We start from the raw sequence: 26,646 nt of genomic DNA, 5'->3' as shown, positions 1-26,646 counted from the left end.
AGGTGTAAGGGCGGTCACAGGCGGCTAAGACGAGCAGAGCGGGCCCGGACCCGGGCGGCGCGGCGTCCCAGACGGAGGAGTGAGCGGTGGCAAGGCCGGAACGGGAACAAGCGGAGTCGGCGGCTCGACAGGAGGCGGCGCAGCTCACCGCGCAGAACGTCCGCGCCGTGGCACTGACCTGGGTGGACAACGCGGGCATCACCCGCGTCAAGGCCGTCCCCCCCACCAGGCTCGCGCAGACGGCCCGATGGGGGGTGGGCATGTCGCCCGTCTTCGACGTCTACCTCGCCGACGACTCCGCCGTCACCAGCCGCCACATCGGCGGCCCCGACGGCGACCTGCGGCTCTTCCCCGACCTCGAACGGCTGACGCTGCTGGCCGCACAGCCCGGCTGGGCCTGGGCGCCCGTCGACCGCTACGAGCAGGACGGCAGCCCCTACCCGGCCTGCCAGCGGCAGTTCGCACGCCGGATGGCCGAGCGCGCCGCGGCGCGCGGGCTCCGGCTGAGCACGGGTTTCGAGACCGAGTGGGTCGCGACCCACGCCGACGGCCAGGGCGGGCAGCTGCGCTATGCGGCCGTCGGGCCCGCCTACGGGATGACGCGTGTGGTCGAGGTTTCCGACTACCTGCGCGATGTCGTGGACGCGCTCACCTCACAGCGCGTCGAGCTGCTGCAGATCCATCCCGAGTACTCCCCCGGCCAGTTCGAGGTGTCGGTGGCCCCCACCGACCCGGTCGGCGCGGCCGATCTCGTCGTGCTGGTCCGCGAAACCATCCGGGCGGTGTCCGCACGGCACGGCCTGGACACCTTCTTCGGGCCCGTCGTCGAGGCGGGCACGGTCGGCAACGGCGCGCACCTGCACCTCAGCCTGTGGCGGGACGACCGCAATGTGTGCGGGGGCGGCGACGGCCCGTTCGGCATGACCCGGGAATGCGAGGCCTTCCTCGCCGGCGTGCTGCGCGAACTGCCCGCGCTGCTCGCCATCGGTGCGCCCTCACCCGCCAGCTATCTGCGGCTCGAACCCTCTCACTGGGCGGGGGCGTTCCAGTGCTGGGGCCTGGAGAACCGGGAGGCGGCGCTGCGCTTCATCACGGGCGCCCCGGACGCGTCCGGGGCCGCCAACGCCGAGGTCAAGTGCTTCGACCCGGCCGCCAACCCCTATCTGGTGGTCGGCGCGGTCACCGCCGCGGGGCTCGCCGGAATCGACGCCGGGCTGACCCTGCCGCCGCCGGTCGCGGGCGACCCCGCCACCACCGGTGGGCAGCGGCGGCTGCCCACCTCCCTGGCCGAGGCGCTGGAGCACTTCCAGCGCTCGGCCGTGCTGCGCGAGGCCCTCGGAGACCCCCTCTTCGAGGCCATTGCCGCGGTCCGCAGGGCGGAGGCGGCACGCTTCGAAGGCGTCGCCCCGCAGGACATCGCGGCCGCCACCCGCGGGCGGTACTGATGTCCGCACCGCTGCCGCTGCCCCCGCTGGTGGACCACCACTGCCACGGCGTGGCCCGCCACGACCTCGCACCCGACGCCTTCGCCGCCTACCTCTCCGAGTCCGACGCGCCGCCCGCGCCCGGCACCACCTTCTTCGACACCCAGCTGGGCTTCGCCGTACGGCGCTGGTGCCCGCCCCTCCTGGACCTCGAACCGCACTGCCCGCCCGAGGACTACCTGCGGCGGCGCCGCGAACTGGGCGCCGCCGAGGTCAACCGCCGGCTCCTGGGCTCCACCGGCATCGCCGACTACGTGGTGGACACCGGGCTGACCGACGGCCTGCTGGCCCCGCACGAGCTCGCGGCGGCGGGCGCGGGCGCGGCCTGCCACGAGATCGTCCGCCTGGAGTGGCTGGCCGAGCGGATCGCCGACCGCTCCGGCAGCCGCGCCGCGTTCCTCGACGCCCTCGCCGACGCGGTGGAGAAGGCCGCGGGCACGGCGGTGGGCTTCAAATCGGTGGCCGCGTACCGCTTCGGGCTCGACCTCCCGCCGGAGCCGCCGCGGGAAGCCGAGGTGCGGGCGGCGGCCGACCGGTGGCTCGGCACGCGGGCACCGGGCGGGCGGCTGACCGACCCCGTGCTGCTGCGGCACCTGTTGTGGTCGGCCGTACACACCGGGCGGCCGATCCAGCTGCACACCGGCTTCGGCGACCCGGACCTGAGCCTGCACCGCTGCGATCCGCTGCTGCTCACCGACTTCGTACGAGCGGTCCGGCCCACCGGCTGCACGCTGGTGCTGCTGCACGGCTATCCGTACCACCGCGGGGCCGCCTACCTCGCCAACGTCTTTCCGCACGTCTACGCGGACGTGGGGCTGAACCTCTCGCACGTGGGGGCGAGTGCCGAGGCGGTGCTGTCGGAGACGCTGGAGCTGACGCCGTTCGGGAAGCTGCTGTTCTCCACGGACGCGCACGGGCTGCCGGAGCGCTATGTCGTGGGCGTCGAGCTCTTCCGGCAGGCGCTGACGCGGCTGCTGACCGGGTGGGTGCGGGAGGACGCCTGGTCGTCCGGGGACGCGGAGCGGGTGGCGGAGCTGATCGGCGCGGGCAACGCGCGGCGCGTGTACGGGCTGGCCGTGCGCACGCCGGTGCACGACCACCGAGGGTTCCCCTGATACGGCGGGGGCTCTTTCGCTACCCTGGGCCGTCGAGCCGCCGACGCGGGGAGGACCCATGAACACCGGCCAGGTGTGGAGCATCGAGCGCATCCGCGACGCCCTCGGCAGTCCCGACCTCTCCCGGCGCTTCGTCAGCGAGATCGGCCGGGCCCCGGCACACGAAGTACTGACCGTGTTCGCCAAATGGCAGGGCATCGCCGAACGCACGCTCGCCGCGGTCGAACGGGGCCGCCAGGCCGCCGCGGCCGAGGCCGCCGGAGGCGAGGTGCCGGGCGAGTGGATCGACATCACCCAGAAGGTGCAGGAGGACGCTGCCCTCATTCGCTCCCGCGGAGCGGCCTGCAGCTGACACCCTGAGCAAGGTGTACGCGCTCAAATACGATGCGACGATAGCCGCCGTCTGGGACTCGCTCCCCCAGCCGGTGAGCGAGCAGCTCAGCGACGTCCTCGCCGCGGCCTGCACGGACCCCCTCGCCGCGACCGTGCCCTACGGCGAAGACGACGGAATCATGCGGATGCTCGTGCTGGACGAGGTGTTCGCCGTCATCTACCTGGGCCACCAGACAAAGACGCTGCACATCTATCAGATCGACTACCTGGGCTGACCGGGCCGGCCGCTGCGTCTCGGGGGTGGCACCAGCACCACCCCCGAGACGGATAGCAGCGGGATCGATCACGAGCGCGCCGGGGCGGAACATCGATGCATAGCCCAACCCGCCCAGGAGGATCGATGTTCAAGCTCGGTAAGTCACAGCGTTCGGCGGCCGCTCTGTCCGGTGTGGTCACGGCGGCCATCGCCGCCGCCGTCCTTCCGGCGTCCGTGGCCCAGGCACAGTCCCAGGCCCGGCCGACCGTCCCGGCCCGCTACGCCCAGCAGCACCTCGACTGGCAGCCCTGCGACAAGGGTTCGTCGCTGGAGTGCGCGACGATGACCGTCCCCCGCGACTGGCACCACCCCGACGCCGGACCGGACATCAGCATCGCCGTCTCCCGGCACCGGGCGGGCGACCCGGCCAAGCGGCGCGGGGTGCTGATGATGGCCGCGGGCGGACCGGGCGCCTCCGGCCTGGGCCGGCCCGAGGGCTTCGTCAAGGACTCGCCCGCGGTGGGCGCGGCCTACGACGTGGTCAGCTTCGACCAGCGCGGGGTGGGCCGCAGCACGCGGGCGGTGTGCCAGACCGACCAGGAGTTCCAGGACTTCCTCCAGGGCGACTACCGGGACCGCTCCCCCGCCGCCCTCAAGGGCGTGCTGGACCGCTCGCGCAAGCTGGCCGAGAACTGCAAGGAGCGCAGCGGCGGGCTTCTGCCGTACCTGAACACCGATCAGACGGTGCGGGACATGGACCTGTACCGCTCCCTGCTCGGCGTGGAGAAGATCTCGTACTACGGGCCCTCCTACGCCACGATGATCGGCGCCTATTACGCCACGGAGTTCCCGCAGCGCGTCGAGCGGGCCGTGCTGGACAGCAACATCGCGTTCAACGGCACGTGGGAGGAGTTCATGCAGGCCCAGCCCATGAGCTTCCAGCGCCGTTTCGAACAGGACTTCCTGCCGTGGCTGGCCAAGTACGACAGCGTCTACCACTACGGACGCACGGTGGCGGAGGTCAAGGCGAAGTGGGAGAAGCAGCGGCAGGCCCTGCATGACAAGCCGCTGGTCATCGGCTCGGTGACGATCGGCGCCAACCAGCTCGACAACGGCGCGATCCGGACCATATACAACGCCGAGCAGGGCTTCCCGGCGCTCGCCGGCTCGCTCGCCGCACTCGACCACTGGGACACCGCGACGCCGCAGGAGAAGGGGATGGCGGGCAAGGTGTTCGGCGAATACCTCAGCCCGGACTTCCTTGCCGAGTACTTCTCGGTGACCTGCAACGACACGCCGTGGACGCGGGACACCGACTACTGGAAGGCGCAGAGCGCCAAGGACACTCGCACCCTGCCGCTGCTCGGTGCCCGCGAGCTGGCCTTCGCGTCGGTGTGCGCGTACTGGCCGACGTCCCCGGCGCCGAAGGTGAAGGTCACGGGCAAGGGGCTGCCGACCACGCTGATGCTCAACTCGGTGCACGACCCCGCGACTTATTACGAGGGTGCGGTGCGCGCCCACAAGGCGCTGCGCAACTCGCGCCTGGTCACCGTCGTCGGCGGTGGCGACCACGGCCAGTACCACAACAACAACGCCTGTGTGGACAAGTTGGTCGACGACTACCTGCTCACCGGCGCGGCTCCCACGCACGACACCACCTGTGCCGCCAATCCGCTGCCCGTGCCCGTCGGGGCGGCGAAGTAGCACGGCGCCGTATCCGGTCCGGGTGCCCTCTCGTTGAGACGGCAAGGCGGCAGGAAGGCCGGGGAACATGCGCATCCAGATCATCACAGCGGGCACGACGGGCTCCGTGGCCCCCTACACCGGTCTCGGGCACCGGCTGAGGGACGAAGGGCACGACGTGGAGATCGTCACGCACGCCAAGTTCGCGGACGTGGTGACCTGTTGCGGGCTGCGGATGCGGCCGCTGGGCGCGGACCCCTTCGAGGAGCTGCTGGGGGCGCACGAGCGCCTGCGGGCGCCCGGCCGTTCTCCGGGTGCCGCTCTGGAGTTCGTACGCGCCACCCGGCGCGCAGCCGTGGCGCTCGCCGACGGGCTGCTCTCCGCGGTGGATCCCAAGGCCGATCTGCTCCTGCTGTCGTCGCTGGTCGCGCCGCTGGGCAGGGTCGTGGCGCAGTATCACGGGCTGCCGAGCATGGGGGCCTTCCTGCAGCCCGACACCCCGACGGCCGCATTCTCGCCGTGCACCACGCCCTGGCAGCCCCCGGGGCAGGCCAACCGGCTTCGCGGGCACGCCGCCAATGCCGTCCTCGACGCCCTGTACGGGGCCGCGAACCGCGCGCTGCACGCCCGGCTCGGCCTCGCCTTCCGCAGCGGCCACCGGCTCCGCTCGGACCGGGAGCGCAGCCGGTGGCCCATCTGGCACGGCTACAGCCCCGTCGTGCTGCCGCGCCCGGCCGACTGGCGCCCCGGGCTGCGGGTCGCGGGCTACTGGTGGCCGCACGAGTGCCCGGACTGGGAGCCGCCCGCGTTGGTGACCGACTTCCTGGCGGCCGGTCCGCCGCCGGTGCTCGTGGGCTTCGGCAGCATGATGCCGGGCGGGCCCGAGCGACTCGCCGGGATCACCGCCCGCGCACTGCGCAAGGCCGGGCTGCGCGGTGTCGTCCAGTCCGGCTGGGCCGGGCTGTCCGTGGTCAACGACGACGTCATCACGGTCGGCGCGCTGCCGCACGGCTGGCTCATGCCGCGGATGGCCGCGGTGGTGCACCACGCCGGGGCCGGGACGACGGCGGCCGGGCTGCGGGCCGCGGTGCCCTCGGTGCCGGTGCCGGTGATGACCGACCAGCCCTGGTGGGCTGCCCGGCTGGTGCGGCTGGGGGTGAGCCCGGGGGTGCTGCCGCTGTCCGGGCTGAACGCCGACCGCCTGGCCGAGGCCCTGCGGCGTGTCACGGGCGATCCCCGCTACACCTTGCGGGCCGCCGAACTGGCCGCCCGAGTGGGCCTGGAGGACGGGGCGGGCGCGGTCGCCCGGGGCATCGCGGAGGCGGGCGCGGGGGCGCGCCTCGGCGTACGGCCGTAGCGCTGTTGCAAGCCCGGAACGAGAGGACGACACCATGACACCATCCAAGCCGCCCGCGGCCCTCGCCGCGTCCCGCCACGACGCCGAGCGGTCGGCCGGAGTCGAGATGCCGCCGCTGGACGCCTGGCTGCACCGGCACCAGAGCAGTGGGGCGGTCTGTATGACGACGGGGCTGCTCGCCTGGTTCGAGGGCACCCCGCCCGCGCTGCCGGAGCTGCGTGCCCTGGCGCAACGACGCTGGGGCCCGTACGCACGGCTGCGCCTGACCCCCGGCTTCCACCCGGCCCATCTCGACTGGCCGCGGTGGACCGGCGGGCCCGACTTCGATCCAGCGCAGCACATCACCTCGCTCCCGGCCACCGGGTCCGCGGCCCTGGAGGGCCTGGCCGCACAGCTGCTCGCCCAGCCGCTGGGCCCGTCGAGACCACCGTGGCAGCTGCATCTGGTGCCGGTGGAGGGCGGTTTCGCGCTGCTGCTGCGGGCCCATCACGCGCTGCTCGACGGGATGTCGCTCATCACGCTGCTGCGGGCGCTGCTCGCGGCCCCCGAGGCGACCGCCGGGGCGGTGTCGTCCCCCCGGATCCCACGGCAGTACCCGGGACCGCCCCGGCACGCCCTGGCCCGTGCGCTGGCCGACGTCCTGCCCCGGGCCCGGCCGTTGCCGTTCCACGGCCGCGTGGACACCCGGCGCGCTGTCTCCTGGAGCCGGATGCCGGTGGCGGAAGTGCGCGCCGCCCGTGACGCCCTGCCCACGGGCCGGGCCTCCTCCAACGCGGTCTTCCTCGCCGCGACGGCCGGGGCGCTGCGCTCCGCGGGGGTGACGGGCCGGCTGCCCCTGCCGGGGGTGTGCGCGATGGTGCCCGTCGACGTGCGGACCGAGGGCGAGACGGTGGTGCTGGGCAATCACTACGCCACGGTCCGGGTGCCGCTGCCCGCCCGGGGGCGTCCGGTGCAACGGCTCGCGGCCGTCGACGCCTTCACCCGGCGGGCGGCGCTCAAGGAGCGGGCCCGGGCGCAGGCGCTGATGGTGTCGTCGGCGCCGCGGCGGTACGGCCTGCTGAGCGACGCCCTCGGCCGCTACGCGGACTCGCCGCTGTACTCCTCGCTGCTGTGCAGCAGCGCGGCGACGTACACCGGTCCGCTCGCGCTGGGTTCCGCACGCCTGGCCGCCGTGGCGGGGCTGGCTCCGCTCAGTCCCGGCCATCCGCTGGCCCTGACCATGATCCTGCACGACGCGAGCGTGGTGGTGACGGCCGTGACGGACCAGGCACACCGCGAGCTGGCGGCGCGGATCCCGGAGCTGATCCGGGAGGAGATCCGGGCCATGGGGACATGAGCGGACGGCCGTTCCCCGGGCACGTGGTCCGGTCGGCAGTAACGTCCCCGCGCGGCCGTCGTTCCACAGGTGAAGACAACCACGAGACTCGGAGACGGCTTTGGCTACGCGTACCGCACTCTTGGAAGAGGCTATTCCGCTCACCATCGACGGTTATGCGTACAGCGGCCGGATCGTCCACCAGCCGGACGCCAGACTGGCGCCCATCGTTCTGGTCGGCGGGGCGTTCCAGTACCAGAACGCATGGGGCCGTCTGGAACAGGGGTTTCGCGAAGTGGCCAGTGTGGTCACGGTGGACCTGCCGGGCTGGGGCGGGGCGGACCGGCTGCCCGCCCGGTACGGATTCGACTTCCTCGCCGAGGCCCTCGACCAGCTGCTGCTCAAGGTCGCGCCGGGCCCGGTCAACGTGCTGGGCACCTCGTACGGGAGCGCCGTGGCCCACCGCTGGGCGCGCAACCACCCCGAGCGGGCCGGGCGGGTGGCGCTCGTCGGCACCATGGCGCATCTGACGGAGGCCGTCCGCGACCGGGTCCGCCACACCGTACGCATGGCCGAGCAGGGCAAGCGCGAGGAGTTCGTGGAGAGCGTCCTGGAGGGCATGGTGTGCTTCTCGCCCCGGGTGACAATCTCGCGGCGGTCCACGGTCATCCGCTGTCTGTCCCGCGCCCTGCACGACATGAGCGCCGAGGACCTCGTGAAGTACCGGGAGAACTCCCGGCGGCTGCTCGACCACGCCGAGCTGCCCGGCGGTCCCGGGGTGCGGGTGCCGGTGCTGGTGGCGACGGGTGAGCACGATCCGCTGGCCACCCCCGCGCTGAGCCGGGAGGTCGCGGCCCAGTGTGCGGACGCCCGGTTCACCACGCTGCGGGATGCCGACCACCTCGTCCACCTCGAATGCCCGGAGGAGCTGGTGGACCTGCTGGTCCGCTTCTTCTCGGACGCCCCCCTGGCCGGGCTGGAGTACTGCCACCCCGTCGAGCGCTTCCGGCACCGGGCCAGGGCTCAGCTGCCCGCCCCGCGCATCCCGGAAGGGCGCTGACACCGACGCCCGGGCTCCGGTGGCCCGCGGCCGCCGGAGCCCGGGCGTCGTGGTTCCGCCGTCAGTCCTCGTGTGCGCCGAAGGGCAGTTGGCGCAGCTTCATGGGCGTGCGCGTGCGGAAGGCGTAGTCCAGCATCTTCGCGGCGTCGGGGTAGCGGCCGGTCGGGTCGTTGAGGATGACGCCCACGACCGTACGGCCGCCGCGCCGGGCGGCGAACGTCAGACAGGGGCCGGCGGCTCGCGTCGAGCCGGTCTTGATGCCGATCACGCCCTGGTAGGAACCCAGCAGCTTGTTGGTGTTGTACCAGGTGTAGATGCGGTCGACGTTCTTCGCCTTCTGCACGACGCTCATCGACTTCATCACGGTGGCGAATGTGCCGTTTCCGAGCGCGTGCCGGGAAAGCTGCGCCAGGTCGCGCGGCGTGGTGTAGTTGCCGCCGTGCGCGGAAATTCCGTCGAACGAATCGTAATGGGTATTGCGCAGGCCCAGTTCGACGGCCTTTTCGTTCATCTTTCCGATGAACGACTCGGCGCGTTCCTCTTCGGTGTCGCCGCTGCCGAAGGTGTCGGCGAGCGCATACGCGGCGTCGCAGCCGGAGGGCAGCATCAGGCCGTAGAGCAGCTGCCGTACGGTCAGCTTGTCGCCGGTGCGCAGGTCGGCGGTGCTGGCGGCGTGGTCGGCGACCCAGTCGCGGTAGGCCTGCTTGACGGTGATCTGCTTGTCCAGGTCCGCGGCGTGGCCGTCCAGGACCACGACGGCTGTCATGATCTTGGTGGTGCTGGCCATCTGCCGCCGGGTGTCCGCGGCCCTGCTCCACAGCGGCCGGTTGGCGCCGCTGTCGAGCAGGTAGGCGCCCTTGGCGCCGATTCCCGCCGGGCCGTCCGCCGCCTGCGCGGTGGCCGCCGGGAGGGTGATCGCGACGGCCGCGGCCGAGGCGGTCAGCGCCGCTCCCCATCGACGGACCGCACGTCCCCCGCATCGTTCCATGTGGTCTCCAGAATTCCTCGCTCATCGGATTCGGGCGAGCGCATGGTTGCACTCCCCCGGGAGTCCGGAGAAATTCTGTTCACCAAAGAGTGAAAAGGGATGGTCTTATCGGCCGAAGTCTCGTTGGACACGGTGCCCGCACCTGTGCGGTGCGGGCACCCGCCGGCTCACAGGGAGCAAATGCCCCGCGTGTAGTCGACCGTGGCCGTTTCCTGCGAGTACTTCCACTGCGGCTGGAGCAGCTTGGTGTCGAGTTGCCCCGCGGCCTCCGGGCTCTCCACGATGTAGCCGAAGTCCTGCAGCCATGAGGGGTACAGGTTCTTGGAGCCGATGTAGAAGGCAGAGCCGTCGACGGAGATCAGCTTGTGGTGCTGGGCGTACGGGTGTCCGTCGGCCCACTTGGCACTCGGGGAGCTGCGGAAGGTGGCCAGCTGCAGGTTCGAGCACAGCGCCGCCTTGGCGCGCTGCTGGTCCCCGGTGACCTGGGCGAGGCGGTTGCGGAGCACGTCGCTGATCTCGGACAGGGACTTGATCTGCGAATAGCCGCCGCTGCCCACGGCGCCGCGGTTGGCCGGGTCGCTGACCACGATGCGGACCTTGACGCCCGCGGCGAGCTTGGCGGCGAGGGCGTCGTAGATGCGCACGTCGTAGCGCGGCAGCGGCGGGCAGGTCGCGTTGAGGTCCTGCTGGGAGATCTCGATGTGGCTGCCGGCGCTGGAGATCAGCGAGCGCAGTGCGCTCTCCTCGGGGTTGACCGTGTCGTAGTCGCGGTCGCCGTTGGTGTTGTCGTGCAGGCCCACCACGCACTTGGTGTCGGGGGCGGTCGGCAGGGTGGGGCGGAAGGGCGAGGACGGGTCGGAGTCCTTGATGCCCACGCCGAGGCCACCGACGGCGATCACCGGCACGTTGCCGGTGGCGGCCGCCGTCTTGGGCGCCGCGTCCTTCTCCATCGTCGGCATGCAGTCGCCGCTGCCCGAGGCGGCGAACCAGACGCTGGCGATGTTGCTCTTGTTCTGACAGGTCCAGGTCCACAGCTGGTCCAGGTACCGCCCGGCGGTGCCGGCGGCGGGCCCGGTCAGGGCCAGGTCGACGTCGGTCACCGGGTGGGCGGTGTCGAGGTAGTCGCCCTTCCAGTTGTTGATGCCGCCGGTGACCGCCGACTGCCCGTCGACGACGAGGAGTTTGGAGTGGTTCCAGGAGAACGCGGTCTTGGACGTCGTCATCGACGCGACGTTCAGGGTGATGTCGTCGGCGGCCTTGCCGAGCTTGCCCTGGAGCTCGTCGCGGTACTTCGAGGGCACCACGTTCAGGTGGTAGACCGGCGCGGCGCCGACGAGTATGCGGACCTTCAGCTTGTTGCCCGCGGCCGTCGAGGCCTTCAGGCCGGCGACGATGGCGTCCTGGAACGCGCCGTCGGGGAACGGCGCCAGCGTGGAGATGTCGACGGTGCGGGTCGCCTTGGAGATGTTCTCGGTCATCTTGGCGAGCAGCCGCTTCGTCCCGGTCCGCTCGGTGCACTTGTCGTCGCCCCAGCAACCGGGCGTCTGCAGAAGCCAGTCGGCCGGATCGGCGGCCGAGGCGTCCAGCCTGTTGCCCGAGGTCCGCTCCCAGACGTCCCCTTCGAGGCCGGGCGAGACCTGACGCAGCGTCCGCTCGACCGCGTCCAGGTGCGGGGTGGCGGAGTCGTCGGCGAAGGCCGGGCCGGCGGGCAGGACGGCGAGGGTGACGGCCGAGGCCGTGGCGCATCCGGCGAGACGGCCTAAGCGGCGAATACGGTGGCGGGCCACTGATGCTTCCTTAACTCGGTGTGTATACATGATCAACTCGCTGAAACTACCAGGTGAACCGGAATGCATGACACCGTCCCGGTGCCTGGTGGACTCACGTAGCACGGGGTGTACATCTCGGGGATGACACCGCCCGCCGGAACCCGTCCGCAGAGGTACGGGCAGACCGGCTCATGGACGGATCACTCCGGCCGATCTCTGGCCATAGCTTCTAGGGAGACAGGAAACGGCCAGTGGAGAGGCAGTCATGTACGGCAAGGCATTCGCCCCCGAATACCGCGGCGCACTGGGGGAACTCTCGGTCAACTCCTCCCTCGACGACGTCCTGCGCACGGCGCTGGACCGGCTGCGGGAGGCCGAACGGGCCGACGACGCCCTGGAATCCGCACACGCGGGGCTCGCCGTCGCCGAGGCGAGCCGGCGCCTGGGCCGGGTGGCACAGGCCGAGCAGGCGTGGAAGGACAGCTACCGGGCCGCCCGGCGCGCCGGGGACGAGGGCGCGATGGCCTGGGCGGTGTGGAGCGGCGGCACCCTGGCCCGGCAGTGCGGCGACCTGGCCCTCGCCATGCGCTGGCTGACCATAGCCGCCGAACTGGCGAAGCGGGGCGGGGACGTCGTGGCCCGCGGCTACTCGCTGGCCGGGCTGGCCGAGACCGGCCGGATCCGCGGCGACTACCAGGCCGTCGCCGAACTGCACGAGCAACTCCTGGCCGAGGCCAGACGGCGCGGCGAGGCCCGGCACACCGTGTGGGCCCTGGAGGGCATCGCACAGATCCACCGCAACACCGGGGCGTACGACAAGGCGCTGGCCATGTTCGAGGAGGCGGCGCAGATAGCCGCCCGGGCCGACGACACCCGGGGGCACGCCTGGGCCCTGCGCGGCATAGCCGACGTGCTCTCGCTGCGCGGCGAGAGCGAGCGGGCGCTGGACCTGCTCTCCCGCGCCGAGACCGCCTGCCGCCGTATGGGGCTGGTCAGCGCGCTGGCATACAATCACAAGATGCGCGGCAATGTTCTCTACCGCGCGGGCCGTTACGAGGAGGCGCGCGTGGTCTACGCCGGTGCGCTGGACGAGTTCACCAAGATGTCCGAGCCGCGTGGCACAGCGCTCGCCCGGCTCGGCCTGGTCAAAGCCGAGGCACGGCTCGGGCGGGAGCGGGCGGCGACCGCCGCCGACCTCGACGAGCTGCACCGCACCCTCGACGGGCTGGGCCTGCGGCACGCCCGGGACATGGTCGAGCGGGCCCGGACCGATCTCGGCCTGGTCCCCGCGGACGCGGGATCGGCGGGACGCCCGTGACACCACAAACCACGCTGGAGGACCGGCGCGCGTCCGCGCGTGATGCGCTGGAACGCTGCCAGGCGCTGGTGGAGCCCGCGTTGAAGGAAGCGGTCGGGACCCTGCATCCCTGGCCCCGCCGGATGGCCGGCTACGCGCTGGGCTGGTGCGAGGCCGACGGCAGCCCCGCGGCGACCGCCGGGGGCAAGGGGATCCGTCCGGCCCTGGCCGTCCTCGGCGCCGAGGCCGCGGGGGCACCCGAGGAGGCGGCCGTGGCGGCGGCGGTCGCGGTGGAGCTGGTGCACACCTTCACGCTCGTGCACGACGACATCATGGACGGCGACGAACGGCGGCGGCACCGCGACAGCGCCTGGAAGGCGTTCGGCACCGGCCCCGCGGTGCTGGCGGGCGACGCGTTGTTCGCGCTCGCGGCGGAGACCCTCGCCCGCGGCGGCGGCGCGCGCAGCGGAGCGGCCGTGGGCCTGCTGGCTGCGGCCTTGCGGGAGTTGGTGCACGGCCAGGCGGACGACCTGCTCTTCGAGGACCGGCCGTGGACCGGCCCGGAGGCCGTCACCCTGCCCGAATACCTGGCCATGGCCGCCGGTAAGACGGGGTCCCTGCTGGGCTGCGCCCTGGCCCTGGGCCCGGTCCTCGCGGGCGCGCACCCGCCGGTGGTCCTCGCCCTCACCGAGGCGGGACGCCTGCTGGGCACCGCCTTCCAGGCGGTGGACGACGTGCTGGGCACCTGGGGCGATCCGCGGGCCACCGGCAAGCCCGTACACGGCGACCTCTTCCGCAAGAAGAAGACGCTGCCCGTGCTGGCGGCCCTGTCCGCGTCCACCCCGGACAGCCGTGAACTCGCCGCGCTCCTGTCCTCGCCCGCACCCTTGACCGAGGCCACGGCGCACCGGGCGGCCACCTTGATGGAACGCACGGGAGCCCGCACCGCCACCCTCACCCAGGCCCGCACGCTCATCGCCGCCGCCTGCGATCACCTGACGAGCGCGCCTCTGGCGCCGGGTGCGGCCGACGAGCTGATGGGGCTGTCGGAGTACTTGTTGGCGCGGTACGTATAAGCGGTACGAAGTAAGAGGTTCAGCGGGGCGGCAGCAGGTGGGCCGTCTCGCCCACCGCTATCCCCGCGCAGTCGCGCAGCGACTCGGTTCCCTCCCTGAAGTAGTCGCTGTGACCGTGGGCCCCGCCCGAGGGGACGGGGCGGGCGCCGAAGGAGGGGGAGGTCGGGTCCGCGCCGTGGCCCAGGCCGAAGACGTTGACGTGGGGGACGTCGCCGATCCAGTCGGCCTCGTTGCGGCGGACCGCCCAGACGCGGGCGCCCGTGCGCAGGGCGGCGGCCGAGGAGGCGCGAATGCCGGGGCTGGCCAGGACGACCAGGTCCGTCGCCTTCGCGGCGTCCAGGGCCGGGGCGGCCAGACCGCAGACGACCGAACCGTAGCTGTGGCAGAAGACGGCTGGCGCCACGGCGCCCGTTGCGGCCAGGCCCGTGAGGAAGCGGGTCAGGCGAGGGGCCGCCGCTTGGGCCAGGCGGCCGGTGGCGGCGTCCAGGCCGACGCCGACCGGGGTCGTGTAGCCGGCCCAGGCGATCACGGCGGACGGGGTGTGCGGCGCCTGGCGGGCCATCTCGGCGTACAGGGAGCGGGCCATCGCGCCCGGGGTGCCGAGGCGGTCCGTACGGTCGAAGGAGGCGAGGTCGGTGTCCGAGCCGGGGACGAGGGCCGCGACATGCCGGGCCGTCGTCAAGTCTCCGTAGACTTCGGCCAGTTGACCCCGTCCGCGCGGGTCGAAGGCGAGGAGGTGACGGCCGGGCTCCAGGAGGCGGGTGTAGCGCTCGGCGAGGGCGCTGCCCGCCGGCTCCTTCGCCCGTTCGTCTTCGATGGCCCGCCTGTTGGCTTCGTAGCGCAGCGGGACGGGAGCGCCGTCGAGGTTGCCGACGATCAGGGGGTGGCGGGCCGCCAGCCGGTGCCGGTCGGTCTCGTCGAGGGCGGCGAAGAATCGGGCGACGTCGGCCGGTGCCGCGGTGGCCGGGTCGGGCAGGGGCCGGTGGAGGGAGCGGTCGGCGCGCCACGCCCCGGCGCCGGCGGGCGGGCCGGTGACGGCGCTCTGCTCGCCGCCCACCGCCCAGCCCGCCGTGCCCGCCATCACGGTCGTCATCAGTGCGACGGCGGCCAGTGTGCGCTTGAAGCGGCGCATGGCGCCTCCCTCTCGTTCTCCTGTGTGACGAGGGGGAACGTAGGAGGCGGACGGGGCGCCGGGCGTCACACCGGGGAGCCAACCGCCGGGTGATACCCGGGTATGACCTACGGCCGGAGCGGACGCTTCCGGGGCGCGGTACACCACCGTGCCCCGGACCGGCCTACGGTGAGGGGATGATCAGCGACCCTCCTGTCATCGCCCTTGCCCCGGACGTCGTCCTGCGACCGGTGAGCGCCGCCGACGCGGTGGCCCTGGCCCGGGCCTACCGCAACAGCCGTGAGCACCTGCGGCCGTGGGAGCCCGTCCGGCCGGACGGCTTCTTCACCACGGAGGGACAGGCGGCCCGGCTCGCGGAGCTGCTCGAGCTGCGCCGGGCCGGCCGGGCGATGCCCTGGGTACTGGCCGACGGCCACGGCGAGATCCTCGGAATAGTGAACCTCTCCAACATCGTGCGGGCCTCTTTCCGCAGCACCAACCTCGGCTACTGGATCGCCGCGGGCCACACGGGCCGCGGGCTGGCGACGGCTGCCGTGACGGCCGCGTGCCGGGACGCGGACGAGCGGCTCGGGCTGCACCGGATCGAGGCCGGCACCGTCCTCGCCAACGCGGCTTCCCAACGGGTGCTGGCCAAGTGCGGGTTCGAGCTGATCGGCACCGCGAAGGGGTATCTGCACATCGACGGGGAGTGGAGGGATCACTTCCTCTTCCAGAAGATCCTCAACGACAGCCCCCCGGCCTGACCCCGGTCGGCGTCAGATCGACCCCGCCGGGACCGGCCCGGCGCCACGTTGCCCAATCGCATGGGAATCTATGCCTCGCCGTCGCACGGCTGTTACACAACAGTGGGGAAACGGCAGGTTGCGGATCATAGGATCGCATCATGATCAGCGGGCGATTGACTTCCAATCGCCCCTTTCCTTGTTCCGTGCTCTACCGCGCTGTCGGCGCAGGAGATAGGTGAGGTCCCGTGCCAGGGCGAATACCCCGTCGACGAGTGCTCCAGGCGGCCGGCGGATGCCTGCTCGCCGGAACGGGCGCGGTCGGGGCCTGGCAGTGGCTGGCCCCGACGTCCAAGGGGCACCGCTCGGAGTTCCCCGCGCGGCCCGCGAAGGCCGCGACGAACGAGTCGTTCGTGCACATCATGGCGCACGCCGACGACTCGCTGTACTTCATGAACCCCGAGCTGGAGCAGTCCATACGCAGTGGCGCCCCCACGGTCACCGTCTGCATGACCGGCGGTGAGTCGGACGGCCGCAACGCCCTATCCCGCACCCCCGGTTACAACAAGATGCCCGAGAAGCGGCCCGAGTTCGTCCGGGCGCGGATCAACGGCCTGCGCGAGGCGACCGCCCAGATGGCCACCGGCGACTGGCTCAGCCCGTGGACGGTGGAGCCGATGACGCTGCTGCGCGGCTTCGAGGTCGAGCTGCACACCCTCAAAGCCGCCCCGCAGGTCCAGTTGATCTTCATGGAGCTGATCGAGGCCCGGTTCATCAAGGCACCGCGCAAGGACAGCCTGCGCGGCCTGTGGCTGGGGGCGACCCCGCGGCTCACCACGCTCGTCCCCACCGCGAGCCCGGTCCGGCGCACCTTCCAGTACAGCCGCCAGCAGGTGATCGACTCGCTCACCGCCGTGCTGGAGCGCTACCAGCCCACCGTCGTGCGCACCCTCGACCCGAACCCGACCCACCGGGCGCAGGAGCCGCACTACCCCAACACCCCGCCCGTATTGCAGGGCATATCCCACTACGACCACCAGGACCATACGACTTCGGCCTATTTCGCCCAGGCCGCCCTGGAGCAGTACTGGGGCCGCAAGCACTCCCGGCCGACCGCCGTGGACACCTACGTCGGCTACGAGGTGGCCCTGCTGCCCAACAGCCTCGACCGGGCCACCACCAAGCACAAGATCCAGCTCCTCGACATCTACGGCTGGGCCGACGGCAAGGACTGCGGCGACCCGGCCGGCTGCGGCGACCGCAAGGTCGGCAACCGCTCGAAGGACACCCGCTGGTCCGACAACCTGCGCCACCGGGCGACCGGCACCCAGCGCTGGGTGCAGCCGCTGCCCGACGGGCGGCTCGCGGCCTTCGCGCTGCTGGACGGCCAGGCGCAGTGCTGGACCGAGACCAAGGCCGGCAGCGGGACCTGGACCAAGCCCTCCCCGGTCCCGGGCACGATGCTGGAGGGCCAGGTGCAGGCGCTGCGCCACGCCGACGGCACGCTCCAGCTGTTCTCCATACGCACCGTGCTGCCCACGGCCGGCAAGCCGCACCTGCGCGAGGTCGTGACCGCGAAGCAGAAGGGCACCACGGGCCCGGGCGGCGTTCCGGCCTTCGACGCCTGGCAGTCGCTCGGCTCGCCGGAATCCGACCCGGAGCGCTCGATGGAGGTGGGCTACCCCGTCGCCGTCGCGGACAAGGACGGCTCCGTCCACCTCTTCGTCAAGAACTGGGACGGCGGCGTGAGCTTCCGCACCGGCAAGGGCGGGCAGGACTGGACGGACTGGGAGGGGCTGCCGGTCACCGGGAAGCCGGTGAAGGTCGAGGACGGGCTGGACGCGGTGCTCGACGGCAAGGGCCGCCTCCACGTCGTGGCCGCGGACACCAAGACCGTCCACCACTGGTTCTCCGACTCCCCCGGCGCCGCGCTGCAGATGGCCGAGCCGACCCGGCTCCCCGCCGCCACGGGCCCGCTGACGCTGGCGCCGCTGTCCGGCGACGGCGTGCGCCTGGCCATGCGCCAGCCGTCCACCGCGCGCGTGGTGATCGCCGACCGGCCGGGCAACGGCGGCTGGAAGGTCACCACCCAGTGCGAGCCGATCGGCGGCTACGGGCGGGTGGCCCTGGAGCAGTCCGGCACCACCACCGTGCTCGCCGCCCGCGACGACAAGGGCCGGCTGCGTCTGTCGGCGGGCTCGGGGCGCCCGGGTCCCTGGCAGAGCCAGGACGAGGGGATAGCGCACCGCGCCACGCCGGGCGTCGCGCAGGACGCCCGCGGCCGTACGGTCGCGGTCGTGCTCGGCATGGACGGACGGCTCAGCAGCACCCGCGGCAAGGGAACCGCTTTCGACGACTGGATCTCCCAGGACGGCAAGGTCAGCAGCGACCTGCAGAGCTCGTAGGGAACGCAGGCGACGCATGCGGTGCCGTCCGCCCGGAGGGATCCGGGCGGACGGCACCGTTCGCGTTATGCGGCGATGTCCTGCTTGATGATGCGCTCGACGTTGCGCTCGGCCAGCGCCGTGATGGTCACGAAGGGGTTGACGCCGATCGAGCCCGGAATCAGCGAACCGTCCGTGACGTAGAGGTTCTTGTAGCCGGAGACCCGGCCGTAGAGGTCGGTGGCCTTGCCCAGGACGCAGCCGCCGAGCGGGTGGTAGCAGAAGTCGTCGGCGAAGTTCTTGAGCTTGCTGCCGAACAGGTCGTAGCGGTACATCGTGGTGTTGGCCTTGTTGATGCGGTCGAACAGCGACCTGGCGGCGTTGACCGCGGGCGTGTTCTGGTCGCGGGTCCAGCGCAGGTTCGCCCGGTCGTTGGCCTTGTCGTAGACGAAGGTGCCGCGCTCGGGGTTCTTGGTGATCGCCAGGTAGAGGCTGACCCAGGTCTCCAGCCCCGCCGGCATGGGAGCGATCTCCGCGAAGACCGGGGCGTCGGGGTTGTTCCAGTCGTCGATGCCCAGGGCGGGGATCGACGACTGGTGGGCGCCGGTGGGGTTCCAGATGTGGTTGGCGCGGGCGGTCATGATGTTGCCGTTGGGGCCCCAGCCCGCGCCGACCTCGGAGCTGAGGTCGGGCAGGGCGCCGGTCTCCCGGGCGCGCAGCAGCAGCTCGGTCGAGCCGAGGCTGCCGGCACCGAGGAAGAGGTACTTGCAGGAGATCTCCTTGCGGCCGACGCGCTTGCCGTAGGCGTCGATCTCCTCGACGGACAGCACGTAGCCGCCGTCGCGCTGCCTGCTGATGGTCTTGACCTGGTGCAGGGTCTTGATGGTGACCTTGCCCGTGCCGAGGGCGGCGGCGAGGTAGGTCTTGTCCAGGCTCTGCTTGCCGTGGTTGTTGCCGTAGATGACCTCGGTGGCCAGTCCGGACTTGGGCACCTGGCCGTCCGCCTCGCGGCGCATGTAATCGAAGTCGTAGACGTTGGGCACGAAGGTGGTGCCCAGGCCCGCCTTGCCCGCCTGCTCACGCGAGACGCGGGCGAACTTGTACCACTCGGTGTCCTCGAACCAGCCCTTGTCGATGTTGTTGACCCGGAGCACGGAGTTGGCGCGCGGGAAGTAGCGGTCGTACATCTCCGCGGAGTCGACCTGCGGGAGGACCTCTTCGAAGTACGAGCGCTTGGGCTGTACGGCCATGCCGCCGTTGACCAGCGAGCCGCCGCCGACGCCGCGTCCGACGTAGACGGACATCTGGTCGAAGTTCACCCGGTCCAGCACGCCCGCGTAGGGGGTGATGTCCTTGTTGACGAGGTCGAGCCAGAGGAAGGAACCCAGCGGGGCCTCGGTGCGGCTCTTGAACCAGCTGGAGCGCTCGTCGGGCTTGAGCATGCCGCAGAAGACGTTGCCGTCCGCGCCGGGCTTGTCCCACTGCTGCCCCATTTCGAGCATCAGCGTCTCGACGCCGGCCTCGCCCAGGCGCAGCGCGGCGACGGCCGCGCCGTAGCCGGTGCCGATCACCACGGCGGGGACGAACGCGCCGTCACCGCTTTGGGCCTCGGCGGCGGCCGCTCGGGGGGCGGTGGTGATGGTGGTCGCCCCGGTGAGGGCGGCGGCGCCGAGGGCCGCCATGCCGAGCAGACGACGGCGCGAGAAGTGCTGGTTCTCTATCACGTTGGCTGTACCTGACCTTTCGGGGGTGCTGGGGGAAGGGCCTCGGTGGACGGGCCCGGGTGCCGTGGTGGTCTGTGGGTCCGAGGCCGCTACCAGGTGACCGGCAGCCGGTGGGCGCCGTAGACCTGGGTGTCGGTGTGCAGGGGGATCTCCTGCGGCGGGACGGCCAGGCGCAGGCCGGGGAAGCGGTCGAGCAGCGCGGTGAGGCCGGCGCGCAGCTGGATGCGGGCCGCCTGGTCGCCCGGGCAGTGGTGGGCCCCGTGGCCGAAGGCGAGGTGCCCCGTGCCGTCACGGGTGACGTCGAAGCGGTCGGGGCTCTCGAAGTGGTCCGGGTCACGGTTGGCGGCGGGGAGGGAGACCATGACGATCTCGCCCGCCCGGACGAGCGTCCCGTCGATCTCCGCATCCTCCAGGGCCGCCCGGGTGGGGCCGTGGTGGACGACGCTCAGGTGGCGCAGCATCTCTTCCACCGCCCCGTCGGTCAGCGAGCGGTCGGCGCGCACGGCGGCGAGCTGCCGGGGGTGCTGCAGCAGGGCGAAGATGCCCAGGGCGAGCTGGTGGGCGGTGGTGGCGTGGCCCGCGATCAGCAGCAGGAAGGCGGTGGAGGTCAGGTCCTCGTCGCTGAGGGCGGGCTCGGCGGCGATCAGGCCGCCGAGGAGGTCGTCGGCGGGTTCGGCGCGCTTGCGGAGGACCAGGTGGTGCAGGTGGGCGCCGAGGGAGGCGAAGGCGCGGGTGATGTCGCGGGTGGTGCCGGGGAGCGCCCAGGTGTGCACGTCGCGCTGGAACGTCTCGCGGTCGGCCTCGGGCACGCCGAGCAGTTCGCACAGGGCCAGCGAGGTGTACGGCAGGGCGAAGTCCCCGACGAGGTCGGCGGAGGGGCCTGCGCGGTGCATCGCCGCGGCTTGTTTCCCGGCGGCTTTTGCGGCCCACTCGGTGAACCGGCGCATTCTGCGGGGGGTGAACTGGGCCGTGAGCAGTTCGCGGTGGCGGCGCCGGCCGGTGTTCTCCGTGCGGCCCGGTGACCCGTGGCGCGGGGCGGGGAATTCCTCCAGGGTCGCGGCGCGCGGTACGGGCGGGTGACCGCGCTCGGCCCGGGCGGTGAACCGGGGGTCGGCAAGCACGGCGCGGGCGGCGGCGTGGCCGGTGACGAGCCAGCCCGGGTGGCCGCCGGGAAAGGCCATGCGGGTGAGGGGCGCCTTTTCGCGGAATTCCCTTATGACGGCCGGTGGGTTGAAGAAGTCCTCGCGGACGGTGGAGAAGGTCGCCGGCACGGCCTGCGTCATGTCCTGCCTTTCAGGGTTGGCGCGCCGCCTTTGGCACCGCCGAGTTGACCGTATGGACGGCCTGTGAAGACCGTCAAGAGTTGCAAAAGGCCGGGGGCCTAACCCTGTGGAGGCGGCCCCGAGGTTCGGTTACCGGCGGTAAGTTCTGGACTTCGGTTCGGTTCGGTCGGGGAATGCGGCCGCGGCGCCCGGCAGCAGGTGGGCGACGTCCGCGAGCTGGGACCGGCCGGCCACGTTCAGCTTCCGGTAGGCGTGCGTCAGGTGCTTCTCGACCGCGCGCGAGCTCACTTCCAGCCGCTCGGCTATGTCCTTGTTCGACGCCCCGTGCGCGGCGAGGCCCGCGACGCGGCGCTCGGTGCGGGTGAGTGCGGCCACGGCGACCGAGGCCGTGGAGCTGGCCAGGGTGGACAGCGCCCGGCCGGCCCGGTCCGCGAGCCAGTGCGCCCCGCTGAGCAGGGCCGCCTCGCGCGCCTGACGCAGGTGGGTCTCGGCTTCGGGGCGGCCCGCGTCGAGGAGGCGGCGGCCCAGGAGCAGGCCGGTCCTGGCGCGTTCCATGCCGTTGGGCGATTCCTCGAGGGTGGCCAGGGACTCGCGCAGCAGGTCCAGGCCGCGCTCCCCCGCAGTGAGGGCGCCCTTGACGCGCTGGGCGCGGCCGATGGCCACGGGGGTGCCCCAGGCGCGTGCCCGCGCGTACTCCTCGTCGACGAGTTCGTGGGCCTGGCGGGTGTCGCCCATCCGGTAGTGCAGCCCGGCCGCCCAGGCCCGCCAGGGGAAGACGGCCGGATTGCGCCAGTCGGCGCGCTCCGCGGAGCGCCCCCAGTCCATGAAGTACTCCAGCGCCGTGGGCAGGTCGCCGCGCTGGACCGCGGAGGAGCCCCGGATGAGCTGGAGCGAGGAGGGCCGGTAGCCGTGGTCGGCGCCTTCGGGTCGGTAGGACAGCAGCCGCCGGGCCAGTTCGGTGTCCCGGCTCTCGATGGCGACGAGGACGACGGCGGTCATCGACTGCAGGGTGGCCCAGTTGGCCACGCCCAGTGCGAGCACCTCGTCCGCCTGGGCGCGCGCCTCGGCGAGTCTGCCCTGGGCCAGCAGCACATGGGTGAGCTCGATGGCGATGACGCCTTGCGGGACGGTGGCGTTCTCGCGGCGGGCGCGCTCGCGGGCGGTGGCCAGCCACGGGCCGATGGTCTCGGTGGAGTCGGCCGCGATGAGGACGTGGGCGAGCAGTGGCAGGGCGGTGTGGGCGTGGTCCGGGGTGGCGGGCTCGTACTGGAGGATGCGGTTGGCCAGGGGGGCGGCCTCGGACGCGGTCAGGCCCTGGGTCATGGTCGCGCCGTGCAGCAGTACGGTCACCAGCTCGCGCTCGGCCGCGGTGCGCAGCGAGGGGGACGGGCCGAGGGCGCGCAACCGGTCGGCGCAGCCGGGGAGTTCGCCGGGGCCGATGACGGCGACGTGGCGCAGCCGGGCCTCCAGTCGCAGGGCGAGCTCCCGGTCGGATCCGGTGAGGAGCTCGGCCGGGCCGAGTTCACCGGCCACCTTGGCGACCACCTCGACGGTGGGCGTGGGGCAGCCGCCGAGCAGGGACGGCGGGATGCGGATGGCCGCCTTGGCGCGCTGGGTGGCAGTGGGGAGCAGCAGGAGGGCCTGGGAGACGTGCCGGATCGCGGCCAGGGGGTCGAAGGCGCGCTCGATGACGGCGAGGTCGACGAGGAGGGCAGCCCGGTCGGACCCGGACGGCGACCTGCCGAGCAGGGCCCTGCGCAGGTAGCGGGCCGCGTCTTCGGGGGCTCCGCGGCGCAGCGCCGCCTCGGCGGCGGCCCGCAGCACGTCGACGGCCCAGTCGTCCTGGCAGGAGGTGGCGGCCAGGAGCTGGGCCGCGGCCTGTTCGGCGGGGTGGCCGCCGGTGTGCAGGAGCAGGGCGGCGCAGACGTGGACGTCCTCCTGTTCCACGGGGGTCATCGTTTCCTCGACGGCGTCGCGGACGGCCTGGTGGACGAAGCGGAGTGCGGGTCCGGGGGCGAGCAGCCCCAGCCGGTGCAGTCCTCTGGCGGCCTCTTCCCGTCCGGTGTCGTCGAGCCCGGCGAGCCGGCCCGCGAGTTCGGGGTCGGTGCCCTCGTCGAGGACGGTCAGGGCCTTGGCGAGTTCGCGTACGGGCGCGGGCTGGGAGCCCAGGGCGATGGCGAGCCGCTCGCGCAGGGAGGTCAGGCGCTGGGTGCGGACGGCGGTGGCCTGTGCGGCCACGGGTTCGCCGGTGCCCGCCAGCGCGGCGAGGGTGGCGGTGAGGAACATGGGGTTGCCGCCGGTGACGTCGTGGCAGGCCGTCACATAGGCGGGGTCGGCGGGCCTGCCGAAGCGTGCCGTCACGAGTTCGGCGATGCCGGAGCGGGTCAGCGGGGAGGGCCGCAGGACGTGGGCCGCGCGGTCGGTGACGTCGTGCAGACGCGGCTCCTCCGAGCGCGGGTCGCCCTCGCGGACGGTGACGACAACGGTGACGCGCAGGTTGGCGAGCCGTTTGGCGAGGTAGCCCAGCCAGCGCAGGGAGGGCGGGTCGGCCCACTGGAGGTCGTCGACGAGGATCAGCAGGGGTCTGCGGGCGCTGCGGTCGGCGACGAGCGCGAGCCAGTCGCCGTGCGGGTCGCCCTCGGGCGGGTCGAGGGGTGCCCCGGGGAGCAGGGGGTCGAGGAGCTGGCTGACCACGCCGAAGGGGAAGTCCTGTTCGAGCAGGGCGCCGCTGGCGGAGAGGACCTGGGTGCCGCGGCGTTCGGCGATGGCGGGCAGGGCGCGGAGCAGGGCGGTCCTGCCGATGCCGATGCCTCCGGTGACGACCAGCAGGGCGCCGCGGGCGCCGCGCGCCGGCTCCGCCGCCTGCATGGCGTGGGTGATCGCGTCGAGCTCGCGCTGCCGGTCGAGCAGGGGTGTCATGACGTCTCCCTTGGTGTGTGCCCCAGTGCGTCGGCCAGCTCCGGGCGTCCTTGGATGCCCAACTTCCGGTAGACCTTGGTGAGGTGGAGTTCGACGGTGCGCGGTGTCACCGACAGTTCCGCGGCGATGGCCCGGTTGGGCATGCCGCTCGCCGCCCGGGCGGCGACACGCTGTTCGGCACCGGTCAGGCCGCGTGGCAGTGTGCCGGGAGCGGGGCCGGGTGCCCTGGTGTCCGGGCGCCGGGGGCGTACGGACAGGGCGGTGCGCTCCGGTGCGGGGGTGCCGTCGGCGTTCAGCAGTGGGCCGATGGCGTCCGGTGCGGACAGCGGTGCGGTGGCCAGGGCGACGAGCGCTTGGCGGTACTGCCAGCCGGCCGGTGCGGACGGTTCGGGGCCCGCCGGGCGGCCGGGTTCGTCACCGGCGTACAGGGCCCGGGTCAGGGAGCCAGGTGCGCCCCAGTGGAGGGCGAGGCGGCGCTCTTCGGCCAGGAGTGCGGCGGCCATCGCGTCGTTGGGTCCGCAGGCCCGGGCCGCGGCCGAACGCCAGGGCAGCACGGCGGGGTTGGCCGCTTGCCGGGCGAGGAGCTGCCGGCCGCATTCGAGCAGGTCCGCCAGTGCCTCCTCGCGGCGGCCGACGGCCAGTTGCACCCTGCCTCGGGCGTAGAGGAGGTAGGCCCAGGCCAGACCGCCGTCTGTGGAGCCGGCGCGGGCGAGTTGCACGGAGCGTTCGGCGGTGGCCACGTCGCCCTGTTCGAGGTGGACGAGGGTCTTCAGGGCGACCGGGCCGGGTGCCATGAGGGGGTGCCAGCAGTGCGGGGGCATGACCTCCTGGGCCCGGTCGAGGGCGGCCGAGGCCGCTTCGGGCCGTCCTTGGTGCAGGTGTGCCAGCGCGGTGACGAGCAGGGCGACGCCGGCGACGGGGTGGTTGTGGGTGTGTTCGGCCCTCAGCAGCAGGGCGTCGAGGCCCGCGTGCGCGTCAGCGTGGTCGTCGGTGAGCACGAGGGCGTGGCAGGCGGCGATCTGGGCGGCCGGCGGCACCGTGTGGCCGGGGGCGAGGGCCAGGCGGGCGAGTTCCCTGGTGCCGGTGATGTCGCGGCCGAGCAGGGCGGCGCGCCAGGCGGCGGCCCCGGCTTCGGCGGGTGCGGTGGGGTGTTCGGGCAGTTCGACGACGGGCGGCCGGTCGAGCGCGTGGGCGGCTTCCGGCTGGCTGTGCTCGGCCATCCAGTACAGGGCCCGTAGCGCAGCGCGCTCCGGGGGCCGCACCGGGGTGCGGTCGGTGACGCGGGCGATCAGCGGCTGGGCCGAGATCACGTCGCCGCGGGCGATGAGCAGTTCGGCGGCGCGCACCCAGGAGGGGCCGGCGTCGGCGTCGGCCGGTGCGAGGAGCGCCTGGTGCAGGTGGCGGTCGCAGGCCTCGGGCGAGGAGGGCAGGACGGCCTCGGCGAGTTCGACGACGGTGGCGATCCTCAGGTGCGGGGGCATCGGTTCGCGCAGGGCGCGCTGCAACAGCCGGGCCGCTTCGGCCGGTTCCCGGGCGGACCGCCGGCGTGCGGCCTCCCGGCGCAGGACGTCCACGGCCCAGGCGGTGCCCAGCACCCGGGCGCCCAGCAGCATCCGTGCCAGCCCCCGGTCCGGGACGGCCGCCCGGTGGGCGTGTTCGGCGGCACGGGCGTACAGCTCCTCGCGGCGGTTGGCGCTCAGCCAGGCCAGCACGGCCTCGGCGGCCTTCGGTTCGCGGAAGGCGGGCTGCTCCGTGCCGGTCAGCAGGCCGGTGCCGGAGAGCAGTTCCAGTGCGCGGCGGGCGCTGACGGTGCGCAGCTCCGCCAGGGCGGCGATCATGTCGAGGGTGCCGTGCCGGCCGCAGACCGCGATGGCCCGCAGGACTTCGAGGAGTTCGGCGGGGAGCACGGCCAGCGTGCGCACGGCGCGTTCCCTGACGGCTTCGGCCGCGCTGTCGGTCAGATGGGGCAGATGGTCGACGCGTGCGGGCCAGCCGTGCCGGGCGAAGCGTCCCGCCACCGAGTGCAGCACGCCGGGGTTGCCTTCGGTGGCGCGGGCCGCCGCCTCGCGGAACGCGTCGTCGGCGGGACCGCCCAGGACGCGGGCCAGGACGGTGCCCACGCCGGCCGCCGACAGCGGGGCGAGGGTGACGGTGTGCCGGGCGACGGTGTGTTCGGCCAGGCTCCCGGTTTCGATGCGGTCGTGCGGGCCGCCGGGGGTGGCGCCGCTGCGGCTGGTCAGCAGCATCAGGGGTGCGGCGGAGAGCCTGCGGGCCAGCGCCTGCAGCCAGCGCAGGGAGTGGGGGTCGGCCCACTGGACGTCGTCGACGACGAGCATCAGGGGCCGTTCGCGGGCGGCGGCGAGGAAGGCGCGGCACAGCGCGGCGGTGAGGTCGTCCCGCTCGCGGGCCGGGCGCAGCAGGCCCTCGGCCCCGGGGAGGGGGCCCGTCGCGGCGTGGAGTTGCGCGGCGACGCCGTAGCGCAGCTGTGTCTCCTCCTGCGAGGCCTGGGCGGTGGCGACGTGCACCCCCTCCTCGTGGGCCATGTGCACGGCGCGCTCCAGCAGGGCGCTGCGGCCCATGCCGGGCGCGCCGTGGATCTCGGCCAGTGCCGGGCGCCCGGCGTGCAGGCCGCGCAGCAGGCCGCGTAACAGCTGCTGTTCCTCGTCGCGTTCGAGGAGTTCGTACCCGCTGTCGACCGGTGGCCGCATCGGCGGCCGCTCGTCCGTCACCTGCGGCTCCACCGCTCTCT

19 protein-coding genes are annotated in these 26,646 nt (G+C 73.1%); 12 read left to right on the top strand and 7 right to left on the bottom strand.

The window, feature by feature from the left end; genetic code table 11:
* Window positions 1-86 precede the first annotated feature (86 nt).
* The 8 genes from FHS39_RS12090 (at window position 87) to FHS39_RS12055 (ending at window position 8,603) form a co-directional block, all read left to right on the top strand.
* Entirely contained in the window at window positions 87-1,445 is a 1,359-nt protein-coding gene (locus FHS39_RS12090) for a type I glutamate--ammonia ligase (RefSeq protein ID WP_184349270.1), read from the top strand.
* The gene (locus tag FHS39_RS12085) at window positions 1,445-2,599 is read left to right on the top strand and encodes an amidohydrolase family protein (RefSeq protein ID WP_184349269.1); all 1,155 of its coding nucleotides are present in this window, start codon (window positions 1,445-1,447) and stop codon (window positions 2,597-2,599) included. The genes FHS39_RS12090 and FHS39_RS12085 overlap by 1 nt, the downstream gene beginning before the upstream one ends.
* A gap of 58 nt (window positions 2,600-2,657) precedes the next feature.
* Window positions 2,658-2,951: a hypothetical protein gene (locus tag FHS39_RS12080; protein WP_184349268.1), complete on the top strand. Its 294-nt coding sequence runs from the start codon at window positions 2,658-2,660 to the stop codon at window positions 2,949-2,951.
* A 13-nt stretch (window positions 2,952-2,964) separates the two neighbouring features.
* Entirely contained in the window at window positions 2,965-3,207 is a 243-nt protein-coding gene (locus FHS39_RS12075) for a hypothetical protein (protein ID WP_184349267.1), read from the top strand.
* Between the two features lie 125 nt (window positions 3,208-3,332).
* Window positions 3,333-4,892, top strand: a complete 1,560-nt coding sequence (locus FHS39_RS12070; RefSeq protein WP_184349266.1) for an alpha/beta hydrolase — start codon at window positions 3,333-3,335, stop codon at window positions 4,890-4,892.
* A gap of 67 nt (window positions 4,893-4,959) precedes the next feature.
* Entirely contained in the window at window positions 4,960-6,228 is a 1,269-nt protein-coding gene (locus tag FHS39_RS12065; RefSeq protein WP_184349265.1) for a glycosyltransferase, read from the top strand.
* Between the two features lie 34 nt (window positions 6,229-6,262).
* Window positions 6,263-7,564, top strand: coding sequence for a wax ester/triacylglycerol synthase domain-containing protein (locus FHS39_RS12060; RefSeq protein ID WP_184349264.1), 1,302 nt, complete (start codon window positions 6,263-6,265; stop codon window positions 7,562-7,564).
* Between the two features lie 100 nt (window positions 7,565-7,664).
* Entirely contained in the window at window positions 7,665-8,603 is a 939-nt protein-coding gene (locus tag FHS39_RS12055) for an alpha/beta fold hydrolase (protein WP_184349263.1), read from the top strand.
* Window positions 8,604-8,664: 61 nt separating this feature from the next.
* Here FHS39_RS12055 and FHS39_RS12050 read toward each other — a convergent pair whose 3' ends face one another.
* The gene (locus tag FHS39_RS12050) at window positions 8,665-9,591 is read right to left on the bottom strand and encodes a D-alanyl-D-alanine carboxypeptidase family protein (RefSeq protein ID WP_184349262.1); all 927 of its coding nucleotides are present in this window, start codon (window positions 9,589-9,591) and stop codon (window positions 8,665-8,667) included.
* A gap of 167 nt (window positions 9,592-9,758) precedes the next feature.
* Entirely contained in the window at window positions 9,759-11,378 is a 1,620-nt protein-coding gene (locus FHS39_RS12045; RefSeq protein ID WP_343069530.1) for a phospholipase D-like domain-containing protein, read from the bottom strand.
* 247 nt (window positions 11,379-11,625) lie between these two features.
* On the opposite strand from FHS39_RS12045, the gene FHS39_RS12040 reads away from it, so the two are divergent.
* Window positions 11,626-12,678: a tetratricopeptide repeat protein gene (locus tag FHS39_RS12040; protein WP_184349260.1), complete on the top strand. Its 1,053-nt coding sequence runs from the start codon at window positions 11,626-11,628 to the stop codon at window positions 12,676-12,678.
* The gene (locus FHS39_RS12035; RefSeq protein ID WP_343069529.1) at window positions 12,675-13,733 is read left to right on the top strand and encodes a polyprenyl synthetase family protein; all 1,059 of its coding nucleotides are present in this window, start codon (window positions 12,675-12,677) and stop codon (window positions 13,731-13,733) included. Before FHS39_RS12040 ends, FHS39_RS12035 begins: the two co-directional genes overlap by 4 nt.
* A gap of 19 nt (window positions 13,734-13,752) precedes the next feature.
* Here the strand turns inward: FHS39_RS12035 and FHS39_RS12030 are convergent, their stop codons facing one another.
* On the bottom strand, window positions 13,753-14,865 hold the full coding sequence (locus FHS39_RS12030; protein WP_184349259.1) for an alpha/beta hydrolase: 1,113 nt from the start codon (window positions 14,863-14,865) through the stop codon (window positions 13,753-13,755).
* A 176-nt stretch (window positions 14,866-15,041) separates the two neighbouring features.
* Here FHS39_RS12030 and FHS39_RS12025 point away from each other — a divergent pair, with 176 nt between their 5' ends.
* Both FHS39_RS12025 and FHS39_RS12020 read left to right on the top strand, forming a co-directional pair.
* On the top strand, window positions 15,042-15,608 hold the full coding sequence (locus tag FHS39_RS12025; RefSeq protein ID WP_184349258.1) for a GNAT family N-acetyltransferase: 567 nt from the start codon (window positions 15,042-15,044) through the stop codon (window positions 15,606-15,608).
* 254 nt (window positions 15,609-15,862) lie between these two features.
* A complete protein-coding gene (locus FHS39_RS12020; RefSeq protein ID WP_343069528.1) occupies window positions 15,863-17,992 on the top strand; it encodes a PIG-L family deacetylase in 2,130 nt (709 codons plus the stop codon).
* Between the two features lie 65 nt (window positions 17,993-18,057).
* Here FHS39_RS12020 and FHS39_RS12015 read toward each other — a convergent pair whose 3' ends face one another.
* From FHS39_RS12015 to FHS39_RS12000, 4 genes are all read right to left on the bottom strand, one after another.
* The gene (locus FHS39_RS12015) at window positions 18,058-19,653 is read right to left on the bottom strand and encodes a GMC oxidoreductase (protein WP_184349681.1); all 1,596 of its coding nucleotides are present in this window, start codon (window positions 19,651-19,653) and stop codon (window positions 18,058-18,060) included.
* Between the two features lie 131 nt (window positions 19,654-19,784).
* A complete protein-coding gene (locus FHS39_RS12010; protein ID WP_184349256.1) occupies window positions 19,785-20,978 on the bottom strand; it encodes a cytochrome P450 in 1,194 nt (397 codons plus the stop codon).
* Between the two features lie 129 nt (window positions 20,979-21,107).
* Window positions 21,108-23,897, bottom strand: coding sequence for a LuxR C-terminal-related transcriptional regulator (locus FHS39_RS12005; RefSeq protein WP_184349255.1), 2,790 nt, complete (start codon window positions 23,895-23,897; stop codon window positions 21,108-21,110).
* Window positions 23,894-26,638: an AAA family ATPase gene (locus FHS39_RS12000; RefSeq protein ID WP_184349254.1), complete on the bottom strand. Its 2,745-nt coding sequence runs from the start codon at window positions 26,636-26,638 to the stop codon at window positions 23,894-23,896. Before FHS39_RS12000 ends, FHS39_RS12005 begins: the two co-directional genes overlap by 4 nt.
* Between the last annotated feature and the right edge of the window lie 8 nt (window positions 26,639-26,646).

The organism is Streptomyces olivoverticillatus (assembly GCF_014203555.1).
Taxonomy (GTDB): domain Bacteria; phylum Actinomycetota; class Actinomycetes; order Streptomycetales; family Streptomycetaceae; genus Streptomyces; species Streptomyces olivoverticillatus.
The sequence above is the reverse complement of the archived record's forward strand: the minus strand, read 5'-3'. Positions and strand labels throughout refer to the sequence as shown.